This is a genomic window from Bacillus sp. 275, from assembly GCF_001999205.1.
In the GTDB taxonomy this organism is placed as follows: domain Bacteria; phylum Bacillota; class Bacilli; order Bacillales; family Bacillaceae; genus Bacillus; species Bacillus velezensis.
On sequence record NZ_CP019626.1, the window covers coordinates 2,770,387 to 2,793,310 of the forward strand.

19 protein-coding genes are annotated in these 22,924 nt (G+C 48.8%); 10 read left to right on the top strand and 9 right to left on the bottom strand.

The window, feature by feature from the left end:
* Positions 1-63 precede the first annotated feature (63 nt).
* The 3 genes from BZ167_RS13495 to BZ167_RS13505 all read left to right on the top strand — a co-directional run bounded on the left by BZ167_RS13495 (position 64) and on the right by BZ167_RS13505 (position 3,373).
* Complete coding sequence (locus BZ167_RS13495) at positions 64-2,175, top strand: heavy metal translocating P-type ATPase (protein ID WP_061860870.1); 2,112 nt, start codon at positions 64-66, stop codon at positions 2,173-2,175.
* A 117-nt stretch (positions 2,176-2,292) separates the two neighbouring features.
* Positions 2,293-2,964, top strand: coding sequence for a disulfide bond formation protein BdbD (locus BZ167_RS13500; protein ID WP_012118444.1), 672 nt, complete (start codon positions 2,293-2,295; stop codon positions 2,962-2,964).
* Positions 2,954-3,373, top strand: coding sequence for a disulfide oxidoreductase (locus tag BZ167_RS13505; protein WP_007410015.1), 420 nt, complete (start codon positions 2,954-2,956; stop codon positions 3,371-3,373). Before BZ167_RS13500 ends, BZ167_RS13505 begins: the two co-directional genes overlap by 11 nt.
* Positions 3,374-3,406: 33 nt before the next feature.
* Here BZ167_RS13505 and BZ167_RS13510 read toward each other — a convergent pair whose 3' ends face one another.
* On the bottom strand, positions 3,407-4,207 hold the full coding sequence (locus BZ167_RS13510; RefSeq protein ID WP_015418210.1) for a zinc-dependent metalloprotease: 801 nt from the start codon (positions 4,205-4,207) through the stop codon (positions 3,407-3,409).
* Positions 4,208-4,429: 222 nt separating this feature from the next.
* Here BZ167_RS13510 and BZ167_RS13515 point away from each other — a divergent pair, with 222 nt between their 5' ends.
* From BZ167_RS13515 to BZ167_RS13540, 5 genes are all read left to right on the top strand, one after another.
* The gene (locus BZ167_RS13515) at positions 4,430-5,038 is read left to right on the top strand and encodes a trimeric intracellular cation channel family protein (protein ID WP_007410017.1); all 609 of its coding nucleotides are present in this window, start codon (positions 4,430-4,432) and stop codon (positions 5,036-5,038) included.
* 172 nt (positions 5,039-5,210) lie between these two features.
* Positions 5,211-7,526: an RNA polymerase recycling motor HelD gene (gene helD, locus BZ167_RS13520; RefSeq protein ID WP_077392109.1), complete on the top strand. Its 2,316-nt coding sequence runs from the start codon at positions 5,211-5,213 to the stop codon at positions 7,524-7,526.
* Positions 7,527-7,700: 174 nt separating this feature from the next.
* Complete coding sequence (locus BZ167_RS13525; RefSeq protein WP_042635485.1) at positions 7,701-9,509, top strand: assimilatory sulfite reductase (NADPH) flavoprotein subunit; 1,809 nt, start codon at positions 7,701-7,703, stop codon at positions 9,507-9,509.
* Between the two features lie 27 nt (positions 9,510-9,536).
* Complete coding sequence (cysI, locus tag BZ167_RS13530; RefSeq protein WP_003151735.1) at positions 9,537-11,252, top strand: assimilatory sulfite reductase (NADPH) hemoprotein subunit; 1,716 nt, start codon at positions 9,537-9,539, stop codon at positions 11,250-11,252.
* A 348-nt stretch (positions 11,253-11,600) separates the two neighbouring features.
* Entirely contained in the window at positions 11,601-13,616 is a 2,016-nt protein-coding gene (locus BZ167_RS13540; RefSeq protein WP_017418924.1) for a Na+/H+ antiporter, read from the top strand.
* Between the two features lie 39 nt (positions 13,617-13,655).
* On the opposite strand, the gene BZ167_RS13545 is transcribed toward BZ167_RS13540, so the two are convergent.
* A complete protein-coding gene (locus tag BZ167_RS13545; RefSeq protein ID WP_007613741.1) occupies positions 13,656-14,141 on the bottom strand; it encodes a hypothetical protein in 486 nt (161 codons plus the stop codon).
* A gap of 221 nt (positions 14,142-14,362) precedes the next feature.
* Here BZ167_RS13545 and BZ167_RS13550 point away from each other — a divergent pair, with 221 nt between their 5' ends.
* Positions 14,363-15,193, top strand: a complete 831-nt coding sequence (locus tag BZ167_RS13550; protein WP_007410023.1) for an aldo/keto reductase — start codon at positions 14,363-14,365, stop codon at positions 15,191-15,193.
* A 32-nt stretch (positions 15,194-15,225) separates the two neighbouring features.
* Here the strand turns inward: BZ167_RS13550 and BZ167_RS13555 are convergent, their stop codons facing one another.
* The 7 genes from BZ167_RS13555 to modA form a co-directional block, all read right to left on the bottom strand.
* Complete coding sequence (locus tag BZ167_RS13555; RefSeq protein ID WP_061860867.1) at positions 15,226-16,371, bottom strand: ABC transporter permease; 1,146 nt, start codon at positions 16,369-16,371, stop codon at positions 15,226-15,228.
* 1 nt (position 16,372) lies between these two features.
* Positions 16,373-17,467, bottom strand: coding sequence for an ABC transporter permease (locus BZ167_RS13560; RefSeq protein ID WP_053574087.1), 1,095 nt, complete (start codon positions 17,465-17,467; stop codon positions 16,373-16,375).
* Positions 17,468-17,490: 23 nt separating this feature from the next.
* On the bottom strand, positions 17,491-18,426 hold the full coding sequence (locus tag BZ167_RS13565; protein ID WP_020956334.1) for an ABC transporter ATP-binding protein: 936 nt from the start codon (positions 18,424-18,426) through the stop codon (positions 17,491-17,493).
* A 119-nt stretch (positions 18,427-18,545) separates the two neighbouring features.
* Positions 18,546-19,649, bottom strand: a complete 1,104-nt coding sequence (locus tag BZ167_RS13570; protein ID WP_061890958.1) for a sensor histidine kinase — start codon at positions 19,647-19,649, stop codon at positions 18,546-18,548.
* A 5-nt stretch (positions 19,650-19,654) separates the two neighbouring features.
* On the bottom strand, positions 19,655-20,302 hold the full coding sequence (locus tag BZ167_RS13575) for a response regulator transcription factor (RefSeq protein WP_007410028.1): 648 nt from the start codon (positions 20,300-20,302) through the stop codon (positions 19,655-19,657).
* 94 nt (positions 20,303-20,396) lie between these two features.
* The gene (gene modB, locus BZ167_RS13580; RefSeq protein WP_014305804.1) at positions 20,397-21,080 is read right to left on the bottom strand and encodes a molybdate ABC transporter permease subunit; all 684 of its coding nucleotides are present in this window, start codon (positions 21,078-21,080) and stop codon (positions 20,397-20,399) included.
* Positions 21,061-21,858, bottom strand: a complete 798-nt coding sequence (gene modA, locus BZ167_RS13585) for a molybdate ABC transporter substrate-binding protein (RefSeq protein WP_031378355.1) — start codon at positions 21,856-21,858, stop codon at positions 21,061-21,063. The genes modB and modA overlap by 20 nt, the downstream gene beginning before the upstream one ends.
* A 117-nt stretch (positions 21,859-21,975) precedes the next feature.
* Between modA and BZ167_RS13590 the strand changes: the two genes are divergently transcribed.
* On the top strand, positions 21,976-22,902 hold the full coding sequence (locus tag BZ167_RS13590; protein ID WP_007410031.1) for a substrate-binding domain-containing protein: 927 nt from the start codon (positions 21,976-21,978) through the stop codon (positions 22,900-22,902).
* The last annotated feature ends 22 nt before the right edge of the window (positions 22,903-22,924 follow it).

Sequence of the window (22,924 nt, forward strand, 5' to 3'; positions counted from 1 at the left end):
TAAATTCGTTTAGCTGTATTGATGTTATGGGAATCCTATTACGGAAAGTAGGGTGAGTCGAAAATGAAAGCAGCCAAAGGTGAATTTGTATTAGACGGACTTGATTGCAGCAACTGTGCAAAAAAAATAGAAAACGGCGTAAAAGCCATTGACGGCATAGACGGCTGTGCTGTCAATTTTGCGGCAAGCACCATCACGGTCTCAGCCGGCGGCAAAAACGAGCAATGGATGAAAGACGAAGTCGCGAAAAAAGTAAAGTCCATTGATCCTCATGTGACCGTTCGTTCGAAGCACGAAGACAAACCCGGCGAGGATGAGTACCGCAAAAAGCTGCAGCTGATGTTAGTGAGGCTGGCGGCGGGAGCCGTTTTGGCCGTCATCGCTTACTTCGCGCACACGGGCGCCGTCCTTGAGTTTCTGCTCTTTTTTGCTTCATATTTGATTATCGGCGGCGATATCGTAGCCAGAGCGGGAAAAAACATTGTCCGCGGCCAGGTATTTGATGAGCATTTTCTGATGGCGCTTGCCACGATCGGCGCATTTATGATTCATCAGTATCCGGAAGGCGTCGCGGTCATGCTGTTCTACCAAATCGGTGAACTGTTTCAGGGAGCGGCCGTCAGCCGATCCAGAAAATCGATCAGCGCGTTATTGGACATCCGTCCTGAGTACGCCAATGTGAAAACGGAAAACGGCATGACTGCCGTTCCGCCGCAGGACGTCAAAGTCGGACAGGTCATCGTCGTGAATCCCGGAGAACGGATTCCGCTGGACGGAAAGGTGCTGAGCGGTTCCTCGATGGTTGATACATCCGCTTTAACGGGCGAATCCGTGCCGAGAAAAGCGGAGCCGGGGCAAGATGTGATGGCCGGATTTATGAATCAGAACGGCGTGCTTCATATTGAAACCTCTAAAGGATATGAAGACTCTGCCGTGTCAAAAATATTGGATCTGGTCGAAAATGCGGCCGGACGCAAAGCGAAAACGGAAAACTTTATTACGAAGTTTGCCAAGTATTATACACCGGCCGTTGTCATTGTTGCGGTGCTTCTCGCCTTTTTACCGCCGCTTCTCGTGCCTTCAACCGCGCTATCCGACTGGGTGTACCGCGCGCTGATTTTCCTTGTGATTTCTTGTCCGTGCGCACTCGTCGTCTCCATTCCGCTCGGGTTTTTCGGCGGTATCGGAGCTGCGTCTAAAGCAGGGGTGCTCGTGAAAGGCAGCAACTATTTAGAAGCGCTCAATCAGGTGGCATACGCCGTGTTTGATAAAACGGGAACCTTAACGAAAGGCAATTTCGCCGTTACTGATATCAAGCCGGCGGCGGGATTTACGAAAGACAGCCTGCTTCATGCGGCCGCGCTTGCAGAAGCCCATTCCAATCATCCGATTGCTTCTTCCATCCGTGAAACTTACAATCAACCGCTCTCGGCAGACGAGATTGAAGAATATGAAGAAATACCCGGACACGGCATTCGGGTGAAAACCGGCGGATCAACGATTTTAGCCGGAAATCAAAAACTGATGGCAAAAGAACAAATCGCTTCCGGCACAGCTGAAAACAACGGAACCGTCGTCTATGTCGCCGTTGATCAGCAGTATGCGGGGGCGATCGTGATCGCCGATGAAATCAAAGAGGACGCCAAACAGGCCATTGCCAATTTAAAAGCGCTCGGCGTGAAGCGGACAGTGATGCTGACGGGTGATTCAAAGCAGACCGGAGAAGCTGTCGGCCGAGAGCTCGGTATTGATGATGTGTACACAGAGCTTTTGCCGGGTGACAAGGTAGACCGCGTCGAAGAACTTGAAGCGGCGCTTGCACCGAATGAAAAACTGATGTTTGTCGGCGATGGGATTAATGATACGCCTGTGCTTGCCAGAGCTGACATCGGAGCTGCCATGGGGGCTCTCGGCTCTGATGCCGCCGTCGAAGCGGCCGATGTCGTCCTGATGACAGACCAGCCGTCAAAAGCAGCCGAAGCCATCCGGATTGCACGCCGCACACGCCGGATCGTCTGGCAGAACATCGGATTTGCTTTAGGCGTAAAAATGATTTTTCTCCTGCTTGGCGCATTCGGATTCGCCACCATGTGGGAAGCGGTCTTTTCAGATGTCGGCGTCACGCTGATCGCTGTTGCCAACGCGATGCGCGTCATGAGAGTGAAAGCGGAATAATTGTCAAAGATAATTCGTTTTTCAGGGTTTTCTTAAACAAGGTTGTCTTGGTAAAATAGAGAAGCGGGCCATCCGGCATCCGCTTCTTTTTTATTTTAAAAACAATGAGGTGTCTGAGTGAAAAAGAAACAATCGTCTGCGAAATTTGCGGTGATACTGACGTTAATCGTTGTCGTTTTATTTGCGGCCATCGTAATTATTAACAACCAAACGGAAAAAGCGGGCGAAACAGTCGCCGAACAGCCTTCCATTAAAGGACAGCCCGTGCTCGGCAAAGACAGCGCGCCTGTTACGGTAGTTGAATTCGGAGATTACAAGTGTCCGTCATGCAAAGTATTTAACAGCGATATCTTTCCGAAAATCAAAAAAGATTTTATCGATAAAGGCGACGTGAAATTTTCATTTGTGAACGTCATGTACCACGGAAGCGGCTCGCGTCTGGCGGCTCTTGCTTCAGAAGAAGTGTGGAAAGAAGACCCGGCATCATTCTGGGCATTCCATGAAAAGCTGTTTGAACAGCAGCCGTCAAGCGAACAGGAATGGGTCACGCCTGCATTGCTTGAAAAAACGGTCAAAAGCACCGCGAAAAAGGTTGATCCTGACAAGCTGAAGGAAAACCTTGATAAAGAGACATTTGCAAAAGAGCTGAAAGCTGACACTGACCTGAATGATAAATTAAACATAACGGCGACACCGACGATTTACGTAAATGACAAGGTGATTAATGACTTCTCTAAATATGATGAGATTTCAAAAACGATTAAGAAAGAGCTGAAAAATGAAAAATAGAATCGTATTTTTATATGCTTCTTGGGTGATTGCTCTTGCTGCTATGCTCGGCAGCCTATATTTCAGCGAGATCAGAAAATTCATACCGTGCGAGCTGTGCTGGTATCAAAGAATTCTCATGTACCCGCTTGTCCTGATTTTAGGAATCGCCACCTTCCAGGGTGACACGCGCGTGAAAAAATACGTGCTGCCGATGGCCGTCATCGGCGCGTTTATATCGATCATGCATTACCTTGAGCAGAAGGTGCCCGGTTTCAGCGGCATCAAGCCGTGTGTCTACGGCGTGCCTTGCTCATCTGAATATATAAACTGGTTCGGTTTCATTACCATTCCTTTCCTGGCATTGACGGCATTTATTCTCATTATTATCTGCATGTGTTTTGTCAAAACGGAACGCACGGCAAAATAAAGAGCCTGCTCCATGGGAGCGGCTCTTTTTCTATTATTTGTACCAAGCTTTGTTTGTCTCAATCTGTCTGTTATGGGAGCTGTCCCAGATATCCACGGAATAGGCATAATCATAATTCATGACGCAGCGGATGCCGCTGCCTTGGGCGTCATGCTGAAGTCCGAAGTTATGGGAAAACTCGTGCTGTGCCGCTTTCGCCGTGTTGGCCGTTCCTTGATCAAGGTTCACGCTGAAAGCCGGGCCGCTCGGTTTGCCGTTATATACATACGCGATCCCGCCGGCGTCAAAACTTGATTTTGCGGTAAAACCGACGACAAAATGATAATTTTGATTTCTGAAGCTGCCTTGGAGATTCGATAAAATCTGAGAACTGTTTGAGCCGGAGGAATTCCAAGCCTGCACAGCCTGTACGACGAAATCAATGTTGTGATCACGGTTAAAAGCAACATCCGCCTGCTCCACGATCTGGACGATTCGCGTTTGCCAGTCGCTGTATTTGGCGCGGTATTCAGCGTCCGCCACCGCCAGCACTCTGACCTTCTGGCTGCCCGTGCTGGCTTTAGTTGAGGCTTTATCCTGACTGACATTGGCATTGAATCGTTTCGTGCCGACCTGCTTGCCGTTTTCATCCAGAATTTTTGTGTCAACCGTCTGTTCGACTTGGACCGGGCCCTTCAGATCTTTAAAATGATCGGCTTTCGGAAGCGGGTCCGTATACACCGTTTTCGCCGGCTCCGCATGAGTGTGCGAATGCGTATGGCTTTCGGCTGACGGCAGGCCGGGAATTAATCCGGCGGCCAATAAAACAGGAAAAACAAGTGAACTGATTTTCATCTCATAACCCCCTTTTTGTTAGAGAAAGTATTCAATGAAACTTCCAATAAACCTCCCAAAATAGTATAAAATAGGTAAATGTTCTTGCTCCCAGCCGTTGCGAGTGAGGTAGTCCCGGGTTAGGAATCAGAATCTTTCAAAAATAAGGTTGATTTTAAGAGAAAGCGATTATAAAATCTAATGGTCGTCAGAAAATTTAACAAATAAAAAGGAGCATATGGAATGGCCTGGGAGCTGCTTAGTGTAATCGGCATCATTGCGTTTGCGGTCAGCGGAGCGATTGTTGCGATGGAAGAGGAGTATGATATTTTAGGCGTGTATATCTTGGGGATTGTAACGGCGTTCGGCGGAGGAGCGATCCGAAATCTGCTGATCGGTGTTCCGGTCTCCGCCTTGTGGGAGCAAGGCGCGTTTTTTCAAATCGCTCTCGCATCAGTTACGATTGTCTTTTTGTTTCCGAAGCTGCTGTTAAGGCATTGGAGTAAATGGGGCAACCTATCCGATGCCATCGGGCTTTCGGCGTTTGCCATCCAAGGCGCTTTATATGCCGTGAAAATGGGCCATCCGCTCAGTGCTGTGATTGCGGCAGCGGTCCTGACCGGCAGCGGGGGCGGCATCATACGGGATTTGCTCGCGGGCAGGAAGCCGCTTGTGCTCAAGGCGGAAATTTACGCGGTCTGGGCCGCGCTCGGAGGGTTAATCGTGGGCCTCGGCTGGGCCGGGGATGCCGCCGGTTTGTATGTGCTGTTTCTTGTGCTTGTGGCATGCCGCATCTGCAGTTATGTGTTCAGGTGGCGCCTGCCGAATCGTTCCTATCATATAGATCAGTAAAAAACCGATTTCACAAACGAAATCGGTTTTTTTTGCATAACGGCTTCTGATAAAAAAAGACGCCCGATATGATAAGAAAAAGGGTATTTGACCATAATGCTGAATAATATGTTGCATATATGTTTGTATGATGAAAGCCGGATTTGTCAGCTTGATGTCGGAGGTGCCGCTGATGGCAAAACGTGATAAAGAGTGGAAAGAAGAGCAGGAAAGAATCAATTTTGTCATGAAGGAACTGGAACAGAAACAAACTCATCTTGAAGCCTCATCGGGCGGATTGAAGCAGGATATTGTCGGCCTGAGAAAAACGTTTTGGGATGATGTCACCGTGAATATGGATGATGCCCATGAAGCGGCTGAGACATTTTCAAGCATTAAACAGCAGGCGGAAATGCTTTCAGAACGTGAACGGACGCATCGGCTTCAATACCGGCAGCTTCAAAAAATCCAAAAGCTGAAAACCTCTCCTTACTTCGGCCGTGTCGATTTTACGGAAAAAGGGGAGTCCTCTTCCGAGCGGATTTATATCGGGCTGACTTCTTTGATGGATGAAAACAACGAGCAATTTCTCATTTATGATTGGCGCGCGCCCATCTCATCTCTTTACTATCAATATTCCCCGGGAAAAGCCCGCTATGAAGTTCCCGAAGAAACGATAGAAGGAGACATCACACTGAAGCGGCAGTTTATCATTAAAAACGGGACGCTTAAAGCGATGTTTAACACGGATATGACGATTGGTGACGAAATGCTGCAAGAGGTGCTGAGCGGCCATTCCGGACAGCATATGAAAAACATCGTGTCAACCATCCAAAAAGAACAGAACGAAATCATCCGGGATGAAAAAAGCAAATATCTCATCGTTCAGGGAGCCGCCGGAAGCGGGAAAACATCCGCGGCGCTTCAGCGGGCCGCTTACTTGCTGTACCGCGGTCGCGGGGTGCTTGATGCCCGTCAGATTGTATTGTTTTCCCCGAACATTTTGTTCAACAGTTATGTTTCCGCCGTATTGCCGGAATTGGGAGAAGAGAATATGGAGCAGGCCACCTTTCAGGAATATATCATCCGCCGGCTCGGACGAAAGTTTGATTGTGAAAGCCCGTACGAGCAGCTTGAATATTGCCTGACTGAACAAAATCAGGACGCACTTTCCGTAAGGCTCGCAGCCATTGCTTACAAAGCGTCATCAGCTTTCCAGGCCATGATTGACCGCTATGCCGGCTCGCTTTCCGGCTCGGGCCTGATGTGTAAACAGATCAGCTTCCGGGGAGACATCCTGATTTCAAAAGAGCGGATTGAAGCCTATTTTTATTCGCTTGATCAGCAGCTGCCGATTCCGAACAGAGCGGAGCTGACAGCGGAATGGCTTCTCGCGGAAATCAGCGCTCTCGAAAAAAAGGAGCGTAAAAAGGAATGGGTCTTGCAGGAGAGCGAGCTGCTTGATAAGGAAGACTATGCTGAGGTTTATCAAACACTCAAGAAGCAGGCGGCAGATGATGAACCTGCATTTGACGACCATCAGCGCGAACAGCGGCTGCTTGGCGCCATTATTGTCGGCAAAGCCTTTAAACCGATTAAGCAGGCCGTCAGACGGCTCGGCTTTCTCGATATAAAACGGATGTATCTCCGGCTGTTTTCAGATTGGGGAGCTGATGAAAAGCCCGATCATTGGGAGAGCATCGGCGCTTTGACCAGAAACGCATTTGCAGAACGGTCACTTCCGTATGAAGATGCCGCTCCGTATCTGTATTTGCAGGATCTGTTAGAAGGAAAAAGAAAAAACACACAAATGAAGCACGTCTTCATTGATGAAGCTCAGGATTATTCCCCGTTTCAGCTCACGTATATTCAAAGCATCTTCCCGGCGGCAAAGATGACGGTGCTCGGTGATGTCAGCCAGTCGATTTATGCCCACACCATTACGGGCCCTTCTTCCCTCGCCGGCTGCTTTCGCAATGGTGCAGAAAAGTATGTCAGCCTGAAGCGGACTTACAGATCGACGCGGCAGATTGTTGAATTTACGAAAGCGCTGCTGGCTGACGGCGATGACATTGAGCCTTTTAACCGGAACGGGGAAAAACCGCGTGTTTTGCGGACGGATACAGAAAATGCGCGGCAGGAACAATTGGCGGATACAATCCGGGAGCTCAGACAAAAAGGCTGGGAGACGGTCGCCGTCATCTGCAAAACGGCCGCGGAAGCCAAAAAAGTGTTTCAGGCAGTCAGCGCCGAGAGCGGTGTCCGCTTGATCAATAAAGAAAACCAGCCTTTTCAAAAAGGGGTATGCGTCATTCCCGTTTATTTGGCAAAAGGCATTGAGTTTGACGCCGTCATTGCCGCTGACGCCTCTGCTGTCCAGTACAAAAGCGAACATGACCGTAAGCTGTTATATACGGCCTGTACGCGGGCGATGCATCATCTGACCGTTTTGTCTCCGGGAGAACCCTCTCCTTTTATAAAAGAAGTGCCCGCCGGCTTATTCGTGTAAGCCCTTTGCCAAGTGCAAAGGGCTTTTTATCATTAGGAATCTTAATCATTGTCATCATGATTATATATTTTACTTACATACAAACTTTCGGTAAAGTTTCAATTAGAATATTATTTTGACAATTCCTATAGAAATAACGTACGTTACGTTTAATTCCTTGTGAGGTGGATATCGTTGCAACTTCAGGTCATGAACAGTCCGTTTAATCAGGAGCAGGCAGAGCTCCTTAACCGCCTTCTGCCGACCTTGACAGAATCACAGAAAATCTGGCTGAGCGGTTATTTGGCTGCGGCCCGGTCCGAATCCGGTGAAACAGCCGCACCCGCTGCTCCGGCTCCTGCAGAAAGCCCGGCAGTCTCGAAAGAAGTGACCGTATTATACGGATCGCAAACGGGAAATGCGGAAGGTCTTGCGAAACAGACGGTAAAGACGCTTGAGGAACGGGGATTCCAGGTCACCGTCGCATCGATGAACGATTTTAAGCTGAATAATCTGAAAAAAGTAAACAATTTATTGATCGTGGTGAGCACGCACGGAGAAGGCGATCCGCCGGATAACGCGCTGGCCTTTCATGAATTTCTTCACGGCAGACGCGCGCCGAAGCTTGAAGCGCTCCGTTACTCCGTTTTGGCGCTCGGGGACAGCTCGTATGAATTTTTCTGCCAGACCGGCAAAGAGTTTGACGAGCGTCTTCAAGAGCTCGGCGGCACCCAGCTTGCGCCGCGGGTTGATTGCGATCTTGATTATGATGAGCCGTTTTCTGAATGGCTTGACGCGGTCATCGGCGGTTTGAACGAAGGAGCGGGAAATCAAACAGCCGAAGCGCCTGCCGAGACGCCGGCTCTCGGTGAATCCGTTTATTCCAGAACGAACCCGTTTCGGGCGGAGGTTCTTGAGAACATCAATCTGAACGGACGCGGTTCGAATAAAGAAACACGCCATCTCGAGCTTTCGCTTGAAGGGTCGGGCCTCGCGTATCAGCCCGGAGACAGCCTCGGCATCTATCCGGAAAATGATCCGGCGCTCGTTGATGAGCTGATCAATGAGCTGAAATGGGACCCAAAACAGGAAGTGGCGGTGAATAAACAAGGAGAGCGCCTCCCGCTGAAAGATGCGCTTACTTCTCATTTTGAAATAACCGTCTTAACAAAACCGTTCCTGCAAAAGGCCGCACAGTTTACGGCTGACCAAAAGCTGAGTGAACTTTTGGCCGAAGGAAACGAAGAGCAGCTGAAAGCGTACATCAACGGCCGTGATCTGCTTGATCTCGTCCGGGATTTCGGGCCGTGGGAAGCGACAGCGGAAGACTTTCTTTCCATCCTGCGTAAAATGCCGGCCCGGCTCTATTCGATCGCAAGCAGTTTAGAAGCGAATCCGGAAGAGGTGCATCTGACAATCGGAGCGGTCAGATATGACGCGCACGGCAGAGAACGAAAAGGCGTCTGCAGCATTCTGTGTGCGGAAAGACTCCAGCCGGGAGATACGCTTCCGATTTACATTCAGCACAACCAAAACTTCAAGCTGCCGGACAATCCGGATACACCGGTCATTATGGTCGGGCCGGGGACAGGCATCGCGCCGTTCCGTTCCTTTATGCAGGAGCGTGAAGAAACCGGAGCTGAAGGGAAAACATGGCTGTTTTTCGGGGATCAGCACTTTGTCACTGATTTTCTGTACCAGACGGAATGGCAAAAATGGCTGCAAAACGGTGTTCTCACAAAAATGGACGTCGCTTTTTCCCGGGATTCGGAGGAAAAAGTATATGTGCAGCACCGCATGAAAGAACAAAGCAAAGAGCTTTATGAATGGCTGCAGCAGGGAGCCGCCGTATACATCTGCGGTGATGAACAGCATATGGCGCATGACGTGCACCAGGCGCTTCTCGATATCATTCAGGAAGAAGGCGGCATGAGCCGTGAAAAAGCGGAAAGCTTCCTGGCAGACATGCAGCAGAAAAAACGCTATCAGCGTGACGTATATTGATTTTGGTTTGAAAGGAGCATATTCAGCATGGTGAACAACATTTTAAAAGCGCCGGAAGGCCCTCCAAGTGATGTTGAGGAAATTAAAGAAAAAAGTGATTATTTGCGCGGCACATTGAAAGAAGTCATGCTCGACCGGATTTCAGCCGGCATCCCGGACGATGACAACCGGCTGATGAAGCATCACGGAAGCTACTTGCAGGATGACCGCGATCTCCGTAATGAACGTCAAAAACAAAAGCTTGAACCGGCTTATCAGTTCATGCTGCGCGTTCGGATGCCAGGCGGCGTGTCAACTCCGGAACAATGGCTTGTCATGGATGAACTGGCGCAAAAATACGGAAACAATACATTGAAGCTGACAACGCGTGAAACGTTCCAAATGCACGGAATTTTAAAATGGAACATGAAAAAAACGATTCAGAAAATCAATGCGGCGCTGCTTGATACCATTGCGGCCTGCGGAGATGTCAACCGAAACGTCATGTGCGCTTCAAATCCGCACCAGTCTGAAATTCATGCGGAAGTATACGAATGGTCGAAGAAATTGAGCGATGACCTTCTTCCGCGCACGAGAGCCTATCATGAAATCTGGCTTGATGAGGAACGTGTAGCGGGCACTCCTGACACGGAAACGGAACCGATGTACGGGCCGCTGTACCTGCCGCGGAAATTCAAAATCGGAATCGCCGTGCCTCCGTCCAATGATATCGATGTCTTTTCTCAAGATCTCGGCTTCATTGCCATCGTGGAGGAAGGCCGTCTTATCGGATTCAACGTTGCAATCGGCGGCGGTATGGGAATGACGCACGGCGATACGGCCACTTATCCGCAGCTTTCAAAAGTCATCGGCTTCTGCAAACCGGAGCAGCTGTATGATGTAGCGGAAAAAACCATTACGATTCAGCGCGATTACGGAAACCGTTCCGTCAGAAAGAATGCCAGATTCAAGTACACTGTTGACCGTCTCGGGCTGGAAAACGTAAAAGCCGAGCTGGAAAACCGCCTCGGCTGGCAGCTTGATGAAGCGAAACCTTATCATTTTGACCATAACGGCGACCGTTACGGATGGGTGAAGGGTGTAAAAGGTAAATGGCACTTTACGATGTTTATCGAAGGCGGCCGCGTCACGGACTATGAGAATTATAAGCTGATGACGGGATTACGTGAAATCGCCAAAGTCCATACGGGAGATTTCCGTCTCACCTCTAATCAAAACCTGATTATCGGTAATGTCTCGAGCCAGAAAAAGAAACAAATCAGCGCATTAATCGAACAATACGGTCTGACAGACGGCCGGCAGCATTCCGCCCTCCGCCGCAGTTCAATGGCTTGCGTCGCGCTTCCGACATGCGGGCTCGCCATGGCCGAAGCCGAGCGCTATCTGCCGAAATTGATTGATAAGATTGAAGACATTGTTGACGAAAACGGGCTGCGGGATGAAGAAATCACCATCCGTATGACCGGGTGCCCGAATGGCTGCGCCCGCCATGCGCTCGGCGAAATCGGATTTATCGGAAAGGCGCCCGGAAAATATAATATGTATTTAGGAGCGGCGTTTGACGGCAGCCGTTTGAGCAAAATGTACCGGGAAAATATCGGTGAAGAGGAAATTCTGAATGAGCTTCGCACCATTCTCCCGCGCTACGCGAAAGAGCGTGAGGAAGGCGAACACTTCGGCGATTTCGTTATCCGCGCCGGCATCATTAAAGCGACGACAGACGGCACGAATTTTCACGAATAAGATGAGCACTTAAAACCAAGGATAGAGACACACTGACGGTGCGTTCTCTATCCTTTACTAAGCAGCATAAACGCTGCACCGCGTCATGAAACAGATGACGCAGCTTGCGAAAAAGCCTGTTTTCAGAGAAAACAGGCTTTTTCTTTTTCTGGAAAAAATGTAGCCGAAGGCAAAAAAAGTTCGCCGTGAGCACGTTATGAGAAATTTTAAATAAAAACGGGTAAAATAAAAGAAGAATGGTTGCGTGCGGAAAATATATTGAATCTGCCCGATCATCGGCTCCGGCCTTTGGCAAAGGCAGAGAACAGGCAATAATGATATGATGCAGCAGATGAAGGAGGTCATGCTTTGGACATATTTTTAGTCGTACTCGTACTTTTAACCATCATCGCGATCTCAAATATCGTAAATCGGTTTGTCCCCTTTATCCCAGTGCCTCTGATTCAGGTGGCGCTCGGTATCATTGCGGCGTCATTTCCGCAGGGGCTTCATTTTGAACTGAATACCGAATTGTTTTTTGTTTTGTTTATCGCTCCGCTGCTTTTTAACGATGGAAAACGGACGCCGCGTGCGGAACTTTGGAATTTAAGAGCGCCGATTCTGCTGCTTGCGCTCGGGCTCGTGTTTGCCACGGTGATTGTCGGCGGTTACACGATTCATTGGATGATTCCGAGCATCCCGCTGGCTGCCGCGTTCGGGCTGGCGGCGATACTGTCACCGACTGACGTTGTCGCGGTCAGCGCGCTGTCAGGGCGAGTGAAGATGCCAAAAGGCATTCTGCGTCTCCTTGAAGGAGAAGGACTGATGAATGACGCATCCGGCCTGGTCGCTTTTAAATTTGCGATTGCGGCTGCCGTGACGGGCGCATTTTCGCTGGCGCAGGCCGCCTTCAGTTTCGTTCTGATTTCAGCCGGCGGTTTACTCAGCGGTGTCGTCATTTCTTTTTTGATTATCCGTTTCCGGCTGTTTTTGCGCCGCCTCGGCATGCAGGATGTCACGATGCATATGCTGATTCAAATTCTGACGCCGTTCGTCATCTATCTCGCGGCTGAAGAAATCGGCGTTTCCGGCATTTTAGCTGTTGTGGCCGGCGGCATCACGCATGCGGTGGAGCAGGACCGTCTTGAATCAACGATGGTCAAACTGCAAATCGTCTCTTCAAGTACGTGGAATATTATTTTGTTCATTCTGAACGGTCTTGTTTTCGTTATTTTAGGTGCGCAAATACCGGATGTGGTTTCCGTCATCTTTAATGATACCGCGTTTAACAATATGATGGTCATCGGGTACATTATCGTCATTACGCTGACGTTAATGATTCTCAGGTTTTTGTGGGTGCTATTTTTTTGGAACGGCAAGTGGTTTTTTAACAAGGATCAGAGCATTTATAAACCCGGCCTGCGCTCGACCCTGCTGATTTCGGTTTCAGGCGTCAGGGGAGCGGTCACGCTTGCGGGTTCCTTTTCCATTCCTTACGTGCTCTCTGACGGCTCACCGTTTCCTGAACGGAATTTGATTCTCTTTTTAGCCGCGGGTGTTATTATGTGCACATTGGTGCTGGCGACAATCGTACTGCCGATTTTGACAGATAAGCCGGAAGACAATGTGAAAGAGAAGAAAGTCAAATTGCTGACAGCGAGACGGAAGCTGATAAAAGCTGCCTTAACCGCCATTAAAGAAAATATGAATGAGACAAACAAAACGGCTTCTTTTGCGGTCATTGCCGAATACAATGAGAAAATGAAAAATCTCAGGTTTCAGCAGTTCACCGTCAAAAACCGCACGAAAAAAGATGAGCGGAAAGTCCGCGCCCAAGGGATACAGGCTGAACAGGAAGAATTGCTGCGGCTGATTGAGCGGGGCGACATACCGGAAGAAACGGCTGACAGCCTTCAGGAACGGTTTGATGAACTGGAAGTGCTGTATACGAACCCGTTTAAAGTCGGCTTATCTAAGAAAAAGCTGAAACGCCTGATGTACTGGATCTTTTTCGGTGAACAAAAAAAGCCGGAAATGTCAATTTTAAATGAAGAAGGCCTCATCCGCACCACAAGGGTTAAAACGGCAAAAGCGGCCATTGAAAGCCTGAAAAAACACATGACTGAAGAAAATAAAGATGTGACGCTTGCCGTCATTTCCTTTTACAATCACTTGATTTTCAGGCTGGGGCACACGTATCACGAACAGAGTCCAAGCCGCCGTTTTGAAAATCAAAAACTCGAAATCAAACTGCGGGCCGTGCAGGCCATCCGCAACGAAATCCAAACATTATTCGAAGAGCGGGAAATTTCCCGCGATATGTCACATGAGCTTCGCCAATACATCAATGATGTGGAAGCGGCCATGCTTGACGGAGATGAATAAATCAAAAAAGTCCGGCATCTGTCGCCGGACTTTTTTTGATTACGGACGATGGAATTCGACGTGATCGCCGTCGCGGTCAAACCAGCCTCTGAAGGCCCAGTTGATCCAGCCGCCATCACCTTTATTGGTGAAGCTTCCGTCTTCAAACACCCAAATGCCGTACGTGATGCCGTCATAAACGGCGGAACCGTAAAACTGAACACCGTTAAAATGATCTTCATATTCCTGGCTTAAATTAAACACCATGACGTTATATTTTTGTCCGGAAGCGTAGAATGAAGATTCCATTAAGTTTTTGACGAAGCCGTCACGGTTTTGCGCCGACTTAATCGCGTCAGCAATCGAATTGCCGATGCCGAGCAGGTCAACGTCAATGTTTAATCCGACATCTTTTGCTGAGACATCTGATGATTGCTGTGCCATGTTTTGAGGGACCGGGGTTTCTTTTGCGGATACAAAGGACAGAGGAGTCAGAGACAAAGCGGCGCCAAGGGCAACGGACATCGGGATACGCATACGTTTCATATGATTTCCTCCTTCAATTGTGTGGTGGCTACAGTAGCGATTTACCCGGACAGTTAACCGGTTAACCGGAATTTTTGAAAAATAGGAAAATAATAACGGAAGTGGTGCTTGGGCACTAAAGATGGTTTTTGTGATAACGATGAGCGTATAATTGGTTTCTTACGGCGGAAATGTGAGATAATAATAACCGTTTACATAATGACTAGAAAGGATGGTTCAACGTGGCAAAAAGCTTAAAAGATACTGTAAAGCTTCATAATGGCGTTGAAATGCCGTGGTTCGGCCTTGGCGTCTTCAAGGTGGAAAACGGAAGCGTAGCGGCGGACTCCGTCGAAGCGGCAATCAGAAACGGCTACCGCAGCATTGATACGGCGGCTATTTACAAAAATGAAGAGGGTGTCGGCGAAGGCATCAGAGCTGCGGGCGTTGCCAGAGAAGAGCTGTTCATCACGTCAAAAGTGTGGAATGAAGATCAAGGATACGAAACGACACTTGACGCGTTTGAGAAAAGCCTTGAGCGCCTCGGCCTCGATTACCTCGACCTGTACCTGATTCACTGGCCGGGCAAGGATAAATATAAAGACACATGGCGCGCTCTTGAAAAGCTGTACAAAGACGGCAAAATCCGCGCCATCGGCGTCAGCAACTTCCAAGTGCATCATTTAGAAGAACTGCTGAAAGATGCTGAAATCAAGCCGATGGTCAACCAGATTGAATTCCACCCGCGCCTGACTCAAAAAGAAGTAAGAGATTTCTGCAAAGCGCAGGGCATTCAAGTGGAAGCATGGTCTCCATTGATGCAGGGACAGCTTCTCGATAACGAAGTGCTGTCACAAATTGCGGAAAAACATAACAAATCGGTTGCTCAAGTGATTTTGCGCTGGGATCTTCAAAACGAAGTCGTTACCATTCCGAAATCGATTAAAGAGCACCGCATCATAGAAAATGCCGATATTTTTGATTTCGAACTGTCACAGGAAGAAATGGAAAAGATCAGCGCATTGAACAAAGACGAGCGTGTCGGCCCGAATCCGGACGAGCTTCTGTTCTAAGAAAAAACAGCCCTTTACGGGGCTGTTTTTCTTTACATAAATGTCTGTGTCTGACGTTTTACGCTGAACCTGTATGCGGCTATTAATAACAGGGCGGCGGCGAAGGCTCCCAAAATGATGATGTTCAGCACCAGGCTTTGGAACGTGCGGCCTTGCTGCAATTGATCCACAGTATCGAGCACCCAGCGCTGAGGCAGAAATTCGGCGATTGTCTGCACCGTTTTCGGCATAATATTGCCCGGAAAGAAGCAGCCGGCCAGCAAGCATGTCGGCACGACGATCAAATTCAAAAGCGCCGATGCCGAAGCGCTGCTGTTGGAAAAACCGACGGTAATAAAGGCGATCCCGATCGCGCTTAATGCAAACAGCATCATCAGGATGAACAGCTGCCACAGCGGGAATGACGGATGAATATGAAAAGCGGCGCCCATAAAGAGAACGGCGAATAGAATTTGGACGGCCATGATAATGATATTCACCGCCGCGTTCGCCAATACATACTGCTTTGATGTGATCGGCGTTGACAGAAGCCTGTAGTATGTCCTGTTTTCCCGCTCTTTAATCATCAGTTCCGTCAGGTTGCCGGCGGAATAGAGCATAATGATAATGAGATACCCGATGACTGAGTAAGTCATTTCTTTATGGTTCGATGTATCTTGTAAAACAGCGGACTCCGTTTGAATGGGAGAATGCTTGAAATCGGCGTACATCGCCTGAAAGGCCTTTGCGTCTCCGCCGGAGGATTTGCCGATTGAGGCGATGCTGTTCATATAATTGTACAAATAAGAGCTGACATATCCGGTGACCTGGGCGCCTTTCAGCGAGGTCATGCCGATGTGAGACGGTTTCCCGTCTTTTACGCTTTGGGAGAAGCCTTTTTCAAACGTAATGAGCGCCTCCATTTTTCCTGAAGCGATTTTTGATGAGGCGGACGCAGCTGTTTCCTCCGAAATCTTCACATGATCCAGTCCTTTTAAAAACGCGGCCGTATCCTGTGCCACTTCTCCGCCGTCTTGATTGAGAATGCCGATATTGAGCGTTTCGGCTCCGCCGTTGGCATTGGTCATGAAGGAGAGGAAGACGCCGATCAGCGGAGCCCCGATATAAAGAATGAGCTGTTTTTTGCTTTTTGTAATCCCTTTGAGAGTGTGCGCAAACAGCCACCAGAAGTTTTTCATATTACAGTCCCTCCCGTCTTTGAAACGTAAATGCAGCGATCAGCAAAAAGAGTGCCGCCAATGCTGTATTTAAACCGAGTGCAGGCCATGCCGCTGATACATCATTTGCGTAAATGATGTTGTTAATCGCCTTATTGATCCAGGATAAGGGCGACAGGGCGGAAATTCCTCCGCCTTCATATTTGTAATAGGCGCCGCCGATAATGGACATCACCTGAACGATGATGACGGTGATTAATCTGGCGCTTTCGGGTTTTCTGGTCAAATAGCTCAGACTGAGCCCGAAGCTGACGGCCAAAAGAATTTCAGAAACGAGAATCAAAAGCACAAGTCCCATGTGGCTGCCCCAATTCGCTTTTAAGATAAATTTGCTGAAGGCGACAACGGCAAGAATCGTCAGGACATTCACAGCCAAAATGCCGAGCATCTTTCCGAGAAAGATATCGCTTTTCCGGAGCGGGGCGGCGATCAGGCGATCTGCGGTGTGCCGTATTCTTTCCCCGCGGAATAAGGTGCTTGCAAAAATCGAGGCGTACAGCCCGATCATCGTCGTCATGGATATCGCGTAAAAATCTTTCGCTTTCGGTTCTTTCGCTTTGTGTAAAGACGTCTGCTTCATATAATCGCTTTTGATTTGTCCGGCGGAAGGCGCCTTATGCGCCTTGTAAGCGGCGGCGCCTGCTTTGTATTGATTGGTAAAAGCGGTCAGCATGCCTTGGACGATCGTGCCGTTTATGCCGCTCCGGTCATTTGTAAAGACTTGAAAACCGGTGTTTTTTACAGTGACGAAAGCATCCGCCTGATTTTCTCGAACCTCGTTTTTGCCTTTTGCCTCCGTGTCCGCTTTTTGAAAATAGACATGCTCTTTTTTGGCGGCTTTCATAAACTCAGTAAAATCATGAGAAAGAGGGCCGTTTGACTGGTCCGTATATACCACCTTGATGTTTCCGACCGTCACCTCTGAATCAAAGGCGTTTGATAATGCCGCAGTGAAAATCAGCATGAAGACGATCGGAAAAGCAAGCATGAAAATAAAAGTCCGTCTGTCGCGGAAACTGATTTTGATTTCTTTCCCGGCGATGTGCAGAATATTCATTTGCAATCCTCCTTTCAGTGAGGTCAGTCGCGCAGGCTTCTGCCTGTCAGCGTGAGAAATACCGTTTCTAAGTCAGGGGCCTGTTCCTGCAAGGAGCGGATTTCAATTCCTTTGTCCATGAAGTACCGGATCAGGCGGTTTAAATTGTTGACCCCTGTGTCAGAGCTGATTTTCACGCTGTTTTCTTCCAGTGTGGCGGCTCTGACGCCGGGCAGCTCCTGAATGTCGCCGAGGCTGATGCCGTTTCCGGATGACAGCTCAATCACGACGTCCTTCGTGTCGGTAATGATGGAGGTCAGCTGTTCTTTTGTGCCTTCTGCGATGACCTTTCCGTGGTCGATGATGGCGATGCGCGTGCATATTTCTTCCACTTCCTCCATGTAGTGGCTCGTGTAGATGATCGTGCAGCCCATTTCATTCAGCTTTTTCACTGATTGCAGAATATAATTTCTTGATTGCGGGTCAATGCCGACCGTCGGTTCATCCATGATGATCAGTTTCGGCCGGTGGGCAAGAGCGCAGGCGATATTGAGCCGGCGCTTCATTCCGCCTGAAAAATGCTTCGGCAAATATTTGTGTTTATCGCTCAAGCCGACGAATGTCAGGGCCTCCTCGACCCGTTCTTTCAGAGCCGCCCCTCTCAGGCCGTACAGCCCGGCGAAGAACTTCACATTTTCATAGGCGTTTAATTCTTCGTAAATCGCGAGGTCCTGAGGGACGATGCCGATATTCATTTTCGTTGCTTTGCTATATTTGAAAATATCTTTTCCGAGAAACAGAATGTCTCCGCCTGAAGGTTTTAAAAGGCCTGAGATCATATTGATCGTCGTGCTTTTTCCGGCTCCGTTTGCGCCGAGAAACCCGAAAATCTCACCTTCTTTTACGGCAAGCGACATCTGGTCAACGGCGGCATAATCACCGAATTTCTTACTCAGCTGTTTGAGCTCCAAAATGTTCATGTTTCCACCTCTATGTCTTATGATGCTCTTATTATAAAAAAAAGAATGAACGGCCGTTAGTGCAGCTGTTCATTCCTTTGACATGAGAATCTTCATATTTTTCACATGAAAACATTCACTTATTCAACCGGAAGCAATGTCGTGACGGAAAAACCGGCCGTGCCGTCAAAAATAACGGTTCCGTGCAGGACGGCCGCCCGTTCTTCCATACCGAGCATGCCGAGGCCTTTTTTAAAGCGGGCGGCGCCGTTTCCGTTATCTTTCACTTCCGCTTTCACGGCTTTATTCAGCACATGGATATCAATGAAAATCTGCGTGGCATCGGCGTATTTCATTGCATTGGTCAAGGCTTCGGTTACGTTTTCCTGAATGACTCTCCAATGCATTTGCGTCAGCCTGTCCAAATCGCCTTGATGCGTAAACGGAACCGGCATCCCGTTTTTGGCCGAAAATTCATCAATAAACGTTCTTAATCTGTGAATGCCCATTTGTTCAGCGGGCGGTTTCATATTTTTCAGCGTTATGCGGATATCCTCAATGCCCTCTTTGGAAATGGTAATGGCGTTTTGGAGCAGTTCAGCCGCTTTGTCCGGATGGGAGCCGAGCATCCGCTTCGCCGCTTCCATCTGAATGAGCGCGCCTGTCATGGAATGGCCGATTTTGTCATGGATGGCTTGGGACAATCTGTTTCTTTCTTCGAGTTTGCCGGTATACTCCGATTGTTTGATATATTCCGTGCTGCTGTGCAGCTGTTTCGTCAGTTTTTCAATGCTTGAGCGCATGTTGTCTGACTGCTCTTCATATTTTTTCAGCCGGTCGCTGGACCGGGCGGCCAAAACGAATATCGCCAAGCAGAACAAGGTCATGACGATATAAGTCGGAAGGTCGCCGTACGGGATAAATAAAAACGGCAAAAATACGAGCAGGCAGAACACATAGCGGTGAACCGGATATTCGGCAAGAACCGCAAAAATGGCGGGCGGTAAAAGAAACAGAAACGCCGGATGGCCTAAGGCGGAAAGCCAGGCGGTCAATGCCAGCAACATGAGGGTGATCCCGCGCCTCCAAGCGGGCGGCCTGATCATGCAGACCGCAATGCCCAAAGACAGATAAAGCAGCAGAAACAAGACGGCGTACGGCGTGTAGGGGCGGTCTGCCGAGACGAACAAAAAAGCCGTATAAAAAATGGCGATCAGTCTGCTCATCAGCATCCAAAAATCCATACCGTTCAACGCCCGTTATCCACCTTCCCGGTGATATAATAAATCGCGATCTGCGTTCTGTGCTCAAGCCCCGTTTTTCCTAAAATAGATGAAATATAATTGGCCGTCGTCCCTTCAGAAATGAAAAGCTGTTTTGAAATTTCCCTGTTCGACAGTCCTTTCGCAATAAGCGACATGATGCTGAGCTCTCTTTCAGTAAACTGGCTTTCATCAATCTGATGCGCGGCTTCCGCCGGCCGGAAAAGGCTGTCTTTTATTTTATCCAGCACGGTGTCCTGAAGAATGCTGTGTCCGTTGAAAACGCTTTTGATCGCATCGCGTATCCGTTCCGGTTCGGTGTTTTTTAATAAATATCCTTTCGCGCCGTTTTTAATCGCTTCTAAAATATACTCATCGTCGTCAAATGTCGTCAGGATCATCGGCTTCGTATCCGTTTCCTCCGCGATCCGTTTTGCGGCTTCGACGCCGTTCATCACCGGCATGCGGACGTCCAGCAAGGCGATATCGACGGGATTGTGTTTACAATACTCGGCCGCCTCCAGGCCGTTTTCCAACGTTGCCGATACAGTAAATTCCTCATATGTATGCAAAATGATTTTCATTCCTTCTCTGATGAAAGAATTATCATCCGCGATAATGACATTAATCTTCATGGCCGCACCCTTTGTGTGTTTTTTGTTTCATTATATACCATCCGATTTTAAATCAAAAAGCCTCCCGGCGAAAGGTGCGCGGAAGGCGGATCGGTCAAGCGGGTTTTTTCAATTGGATGAAAAACAGCATCAGGAAAGAAATGATCACAATACAGATCACCCACACCCAGGCGAGTGTTTCATTGCCGGAGTCCATCGCGACGTAAATCGCTGTCGGCAGCGTTTGGGTGACACCGGGAATATTTCCCGCAAACATTAAAGTCGCCCCGAATTCACCTAGCGCACGTGCAATACTGAGAATGCTTCCGGTCAAGAGGGAGGGAAAGGCAAGCGGGACGGAAATACGGGTGAACACCTGCCACCTGCCGGCTCCGTCTACTTTCGCCGCTCCCTCGATGTCGGCATCAACCGCGGCGAAGCCCGTTTTAGCGGACTGATACATAAGCGGGAAGGCGACAATGGCCGAAGCGATCACCGCGGCCGACCACGTGAAAATGACGGGCTGGTGAAAAATCCGCTCAATCGCCCGGCCGATAAAGCTGTGTTTGCCGAAAATAATAATGAGAATGAAGCCGACAACGGTAGGCGGAAGAACGAGCGGGAGCATAAACAGGGTCTCCACAGCCGTTTTTCCGGGAAATCGCGCTTTCGCCATCCAGGCGCCGGCAAGCGTCCCGAGAATGATGACGGCGATGCCTGATGCCAAAGCCACCTCAAAAGACAATACGACTGGGGTGAAAAATTCCGAAGCCGTAATGTTACTTGGCAGTAAATCCATATTTCTTAAACACTTTCATTGCTTCATCTGACTGCAGATACTGATAAAACGCTTCTGCTTCTTTACGGTGCTTTGTATCCTTGACGATGCCGAGCGGATAAACGATCGGATCGTGCGTTTTCGCCGGCGCTTCATCGGTGATTTTCACCTTTTTCGAAATCAGCGCGTCTGTTTTATAGACAAGCCCGGCATCGACATTTCCGGTTTCAACATAAGAAAGCACCTGGCGAACGTCTTTTGCATAGACGACTTTATCTTTTACCTTGTCCCACAGGGATAATGCCGTCAATGACTGTTTGGCGTATTGTCCGGCCGGAACGGATTCAGGCGTGCCGAGCGCAATTTTTTCCGTGCTGTCTTTTTTCAGGTCATTCAGATGTGTCAGGTGTGCGCTGTTTTTCTCAGGCACGATCATGACGAGATCATTTTTCAAAAGATCCGTGCTGTCCTTTTTATCGATATCTCCGTCATGAACGAGCTTTTCGAATTTATCTTCGGCTGCCGAGAAGAATAAATCAGCTCCCGCGCCTTGTGAAATTTGTTTTTGCAATGTGCCTGATGATCCGAAGTTGTCTTGAATGGTTACGTTTGAATGAGATTTTTCGTAGTTGGTCTGGATTTCTTCAAGTGCATCCTGAGCGCTGGCTGCCGCAGAGACGGTCAGCGTGACTTTTTCGTTTTGTCCGCCTTTGGACGATTGTCCGGATGAGCAGCCCGCAGTTGCAAGGAAAACGGCCATAGCCGCAGTTGTGAGTAGTGTCGCTTTCTTTTTCAACATTGTGCACCCCTTATAGCTAAATATCATTAGATCAAACTAATTATAACGCAATTGTACGTGATGGTGCGGTTTTTTTTCAATATCTGAACAGTTATAATAAAAACGGAGCGTGATAATATGACGGAAGCCACTTCCTATACAATAGAAGAAGTTGCGGGCCTTTTGAAGGTCTCCAAACTGACAGTATATGATTTGATAAAAAAAGGACTCATTCCGGCGTACAGGGTCGGAAGACAGATGAGGGTCGATGAAGAGGACTTAAAACAATATAAAGCAAACATGAGAATGTCAAAAAAGCCATCCGCAGCAGAAGCGCCTGACCCGTCCCGCGGGCGGGAGCCGGAAAAAAGGCAGTCCGTTATCATCAGCGGGCAGGATGTGTCGATGGACCTCCTCAGCAAACAGCTGGAACAAACAATACAGGCGGCTCCGCTCCGCAAGTACAGCGGCAGTTTGAACAGCCTGATCGAGATGTACCGCGGGGCCTGTGACATCGTCAGTCTGCATTTATACGATGGGGAGACGGGGCAGTATAACATCCCGTACGTGAAGCGCATTCTTTCAGGGGAGCCGTTTGCGCTTTTTCATGTCGTGCTGCGGCAGGCCGGATTATATGTGAAAAAAGGTAATCCGCTGAACATTCAGGGTTTTCAGGACATGAGCCGAAAAGATGTCCGCATCGTCAATCGCGAAAAAGGATCAGGCGCGAGGGTGCTGCTGGATGAACAGCTCAGATCTTTCGGCATTACGCCGTCTGATGTCGCCGGCTATCATGACATTGTCACGGATCATCTGTCAGCGGCTTCACAAGTATCAAGCGGAAAGGCGGATATCGGAGTCGGGTCGCAGCATGCGGCGCATATGGCGGGCACGGACTTTATCCCGGTGATCAGTGAGCAGTACGATGTGGTCGTCTTAAAACAAAACCGGGAGCTTGTTCAAAGCGTGCAGGACATTCTTAATTCTGAGGAATTCAAGTCTCAGCTTTCTCAATTATCCGGATATGATACGAAAATGACCGGACGGCTTATATATGAAACATGAAAAATCCCTCCATATAACGGAG

What these genes read in the sequence shown, in the direction of transcription:
- modB (WP_014305804.1), bottom strand. Translation starts at nt 21,080, where the DNA reads ATGGATTTACTGCCAAGTAACATTACGGCTTCGGAATTTTTCACCCCA.
- BZ167_RS13570 (WP_061890958.1), bottom strand. Translation starts at nt 19,649, where the DNA reads ATGGATTTTTGGATGCTGATGAGCAGACTGATCGCCATTTTTTATACG.
- modA (WP_031378355.1), bottom strand. Translation starts at nt 21,858, where the DNA reads ATGTTGAAAAAGAAAGCGACACTACTCACAACTGCGGCTATGGCCGTT.
- BZ167_RS13565 (WP_020956334.1), bottom strand. Translation starts at nt 18,426, where the DNA reads ATGAACATTTTGGAGCTCAAACAGCTGAGTAAGAAATTCGGTGATTAT.
- BZ167_RS13590 (WP_007410031.1), top strand. Translation starts at nt 21,976, where the DNA reads ATGACGGAAGCCACTTCCTATACAATAGAAGAAGTTGCGGGCCTTTTG.
- BZ167_RS13505 (WP_007410015.1), top strand. Translation starts at nt 2,954, where the DNA reads ATGAAAAATAGAATCGTATTTTTATATGCTTCTTGGGTGATTGCTCTT.
- BZ167_RS13575 (WP_007410028.1), bottom strand. Translation starts at nt 20,302, where the DNA reads ATGAAGATTAATGTCATTATCGCGGATGATAATTCTTTCATCAGAGAA.
- BZ167_RS13560 (WP_053574087.1), bottom strand. Translation starts at nt 17,467, where the DNA reads ATGAATATTCTGCACATCGCCGGGAAAGAAATCAAAATCAGTTTCCGC.
- BZ167_RS13545 (WP_007613741.1), bottom strand. Translation starts at nt 14,141, where the DNA reads ATGAAACGTATGCGTATCCCGATGTCCGTTGCCCTTGGCGCCGCTTTG.
- BZ167_RS13495 (WP_061860870.1), top strand. Translation starts at nt 64, where the DNA reads ATGAAAGCAGCCAAAGGTGAATTTGTATTAGACGGACTTGATTGCAGC.
- BZ167_RS13515 (WP_007410017.1), top strand. Translation starts at nt 4,430, where the DNA reads ATGGCCTGGGAGCTGCTTAGTGTAATCGGCATCATTGCGTTTGCGGTC.
- BZ167_RS13555 (WP_061860867.1), bottom strand. Translation starts at nt 16,371, where the DNA reads ATGAAAAACTTCTGGTGGCTGTTTGCGCACACTCTCAAAGGGATTACA.
- BZ167_RS13510 (WP_015418210.1), bottom strand. Translation starts at nt 4,207, where the DNA reads ATGAAAATCAGTTCACTTGTTTTTCCTGTTTTATTGGCCGCCGGATTA.
- cysI (WP_003151735.1), top strand. Translation starts at nt 9,537, where the DNA reads ATGGTGAACAACATTTTAAAAGCGCCGGAAGGCCCTCCAAGTGATGTT.
- helD (WP_077392109.1), top strand. Translation starts at nt 5,211, where the DNA reads ATGGCAAAACGTGATAAAGAGTGGAAAGAAGAGCAGGAAAGAATCAAT.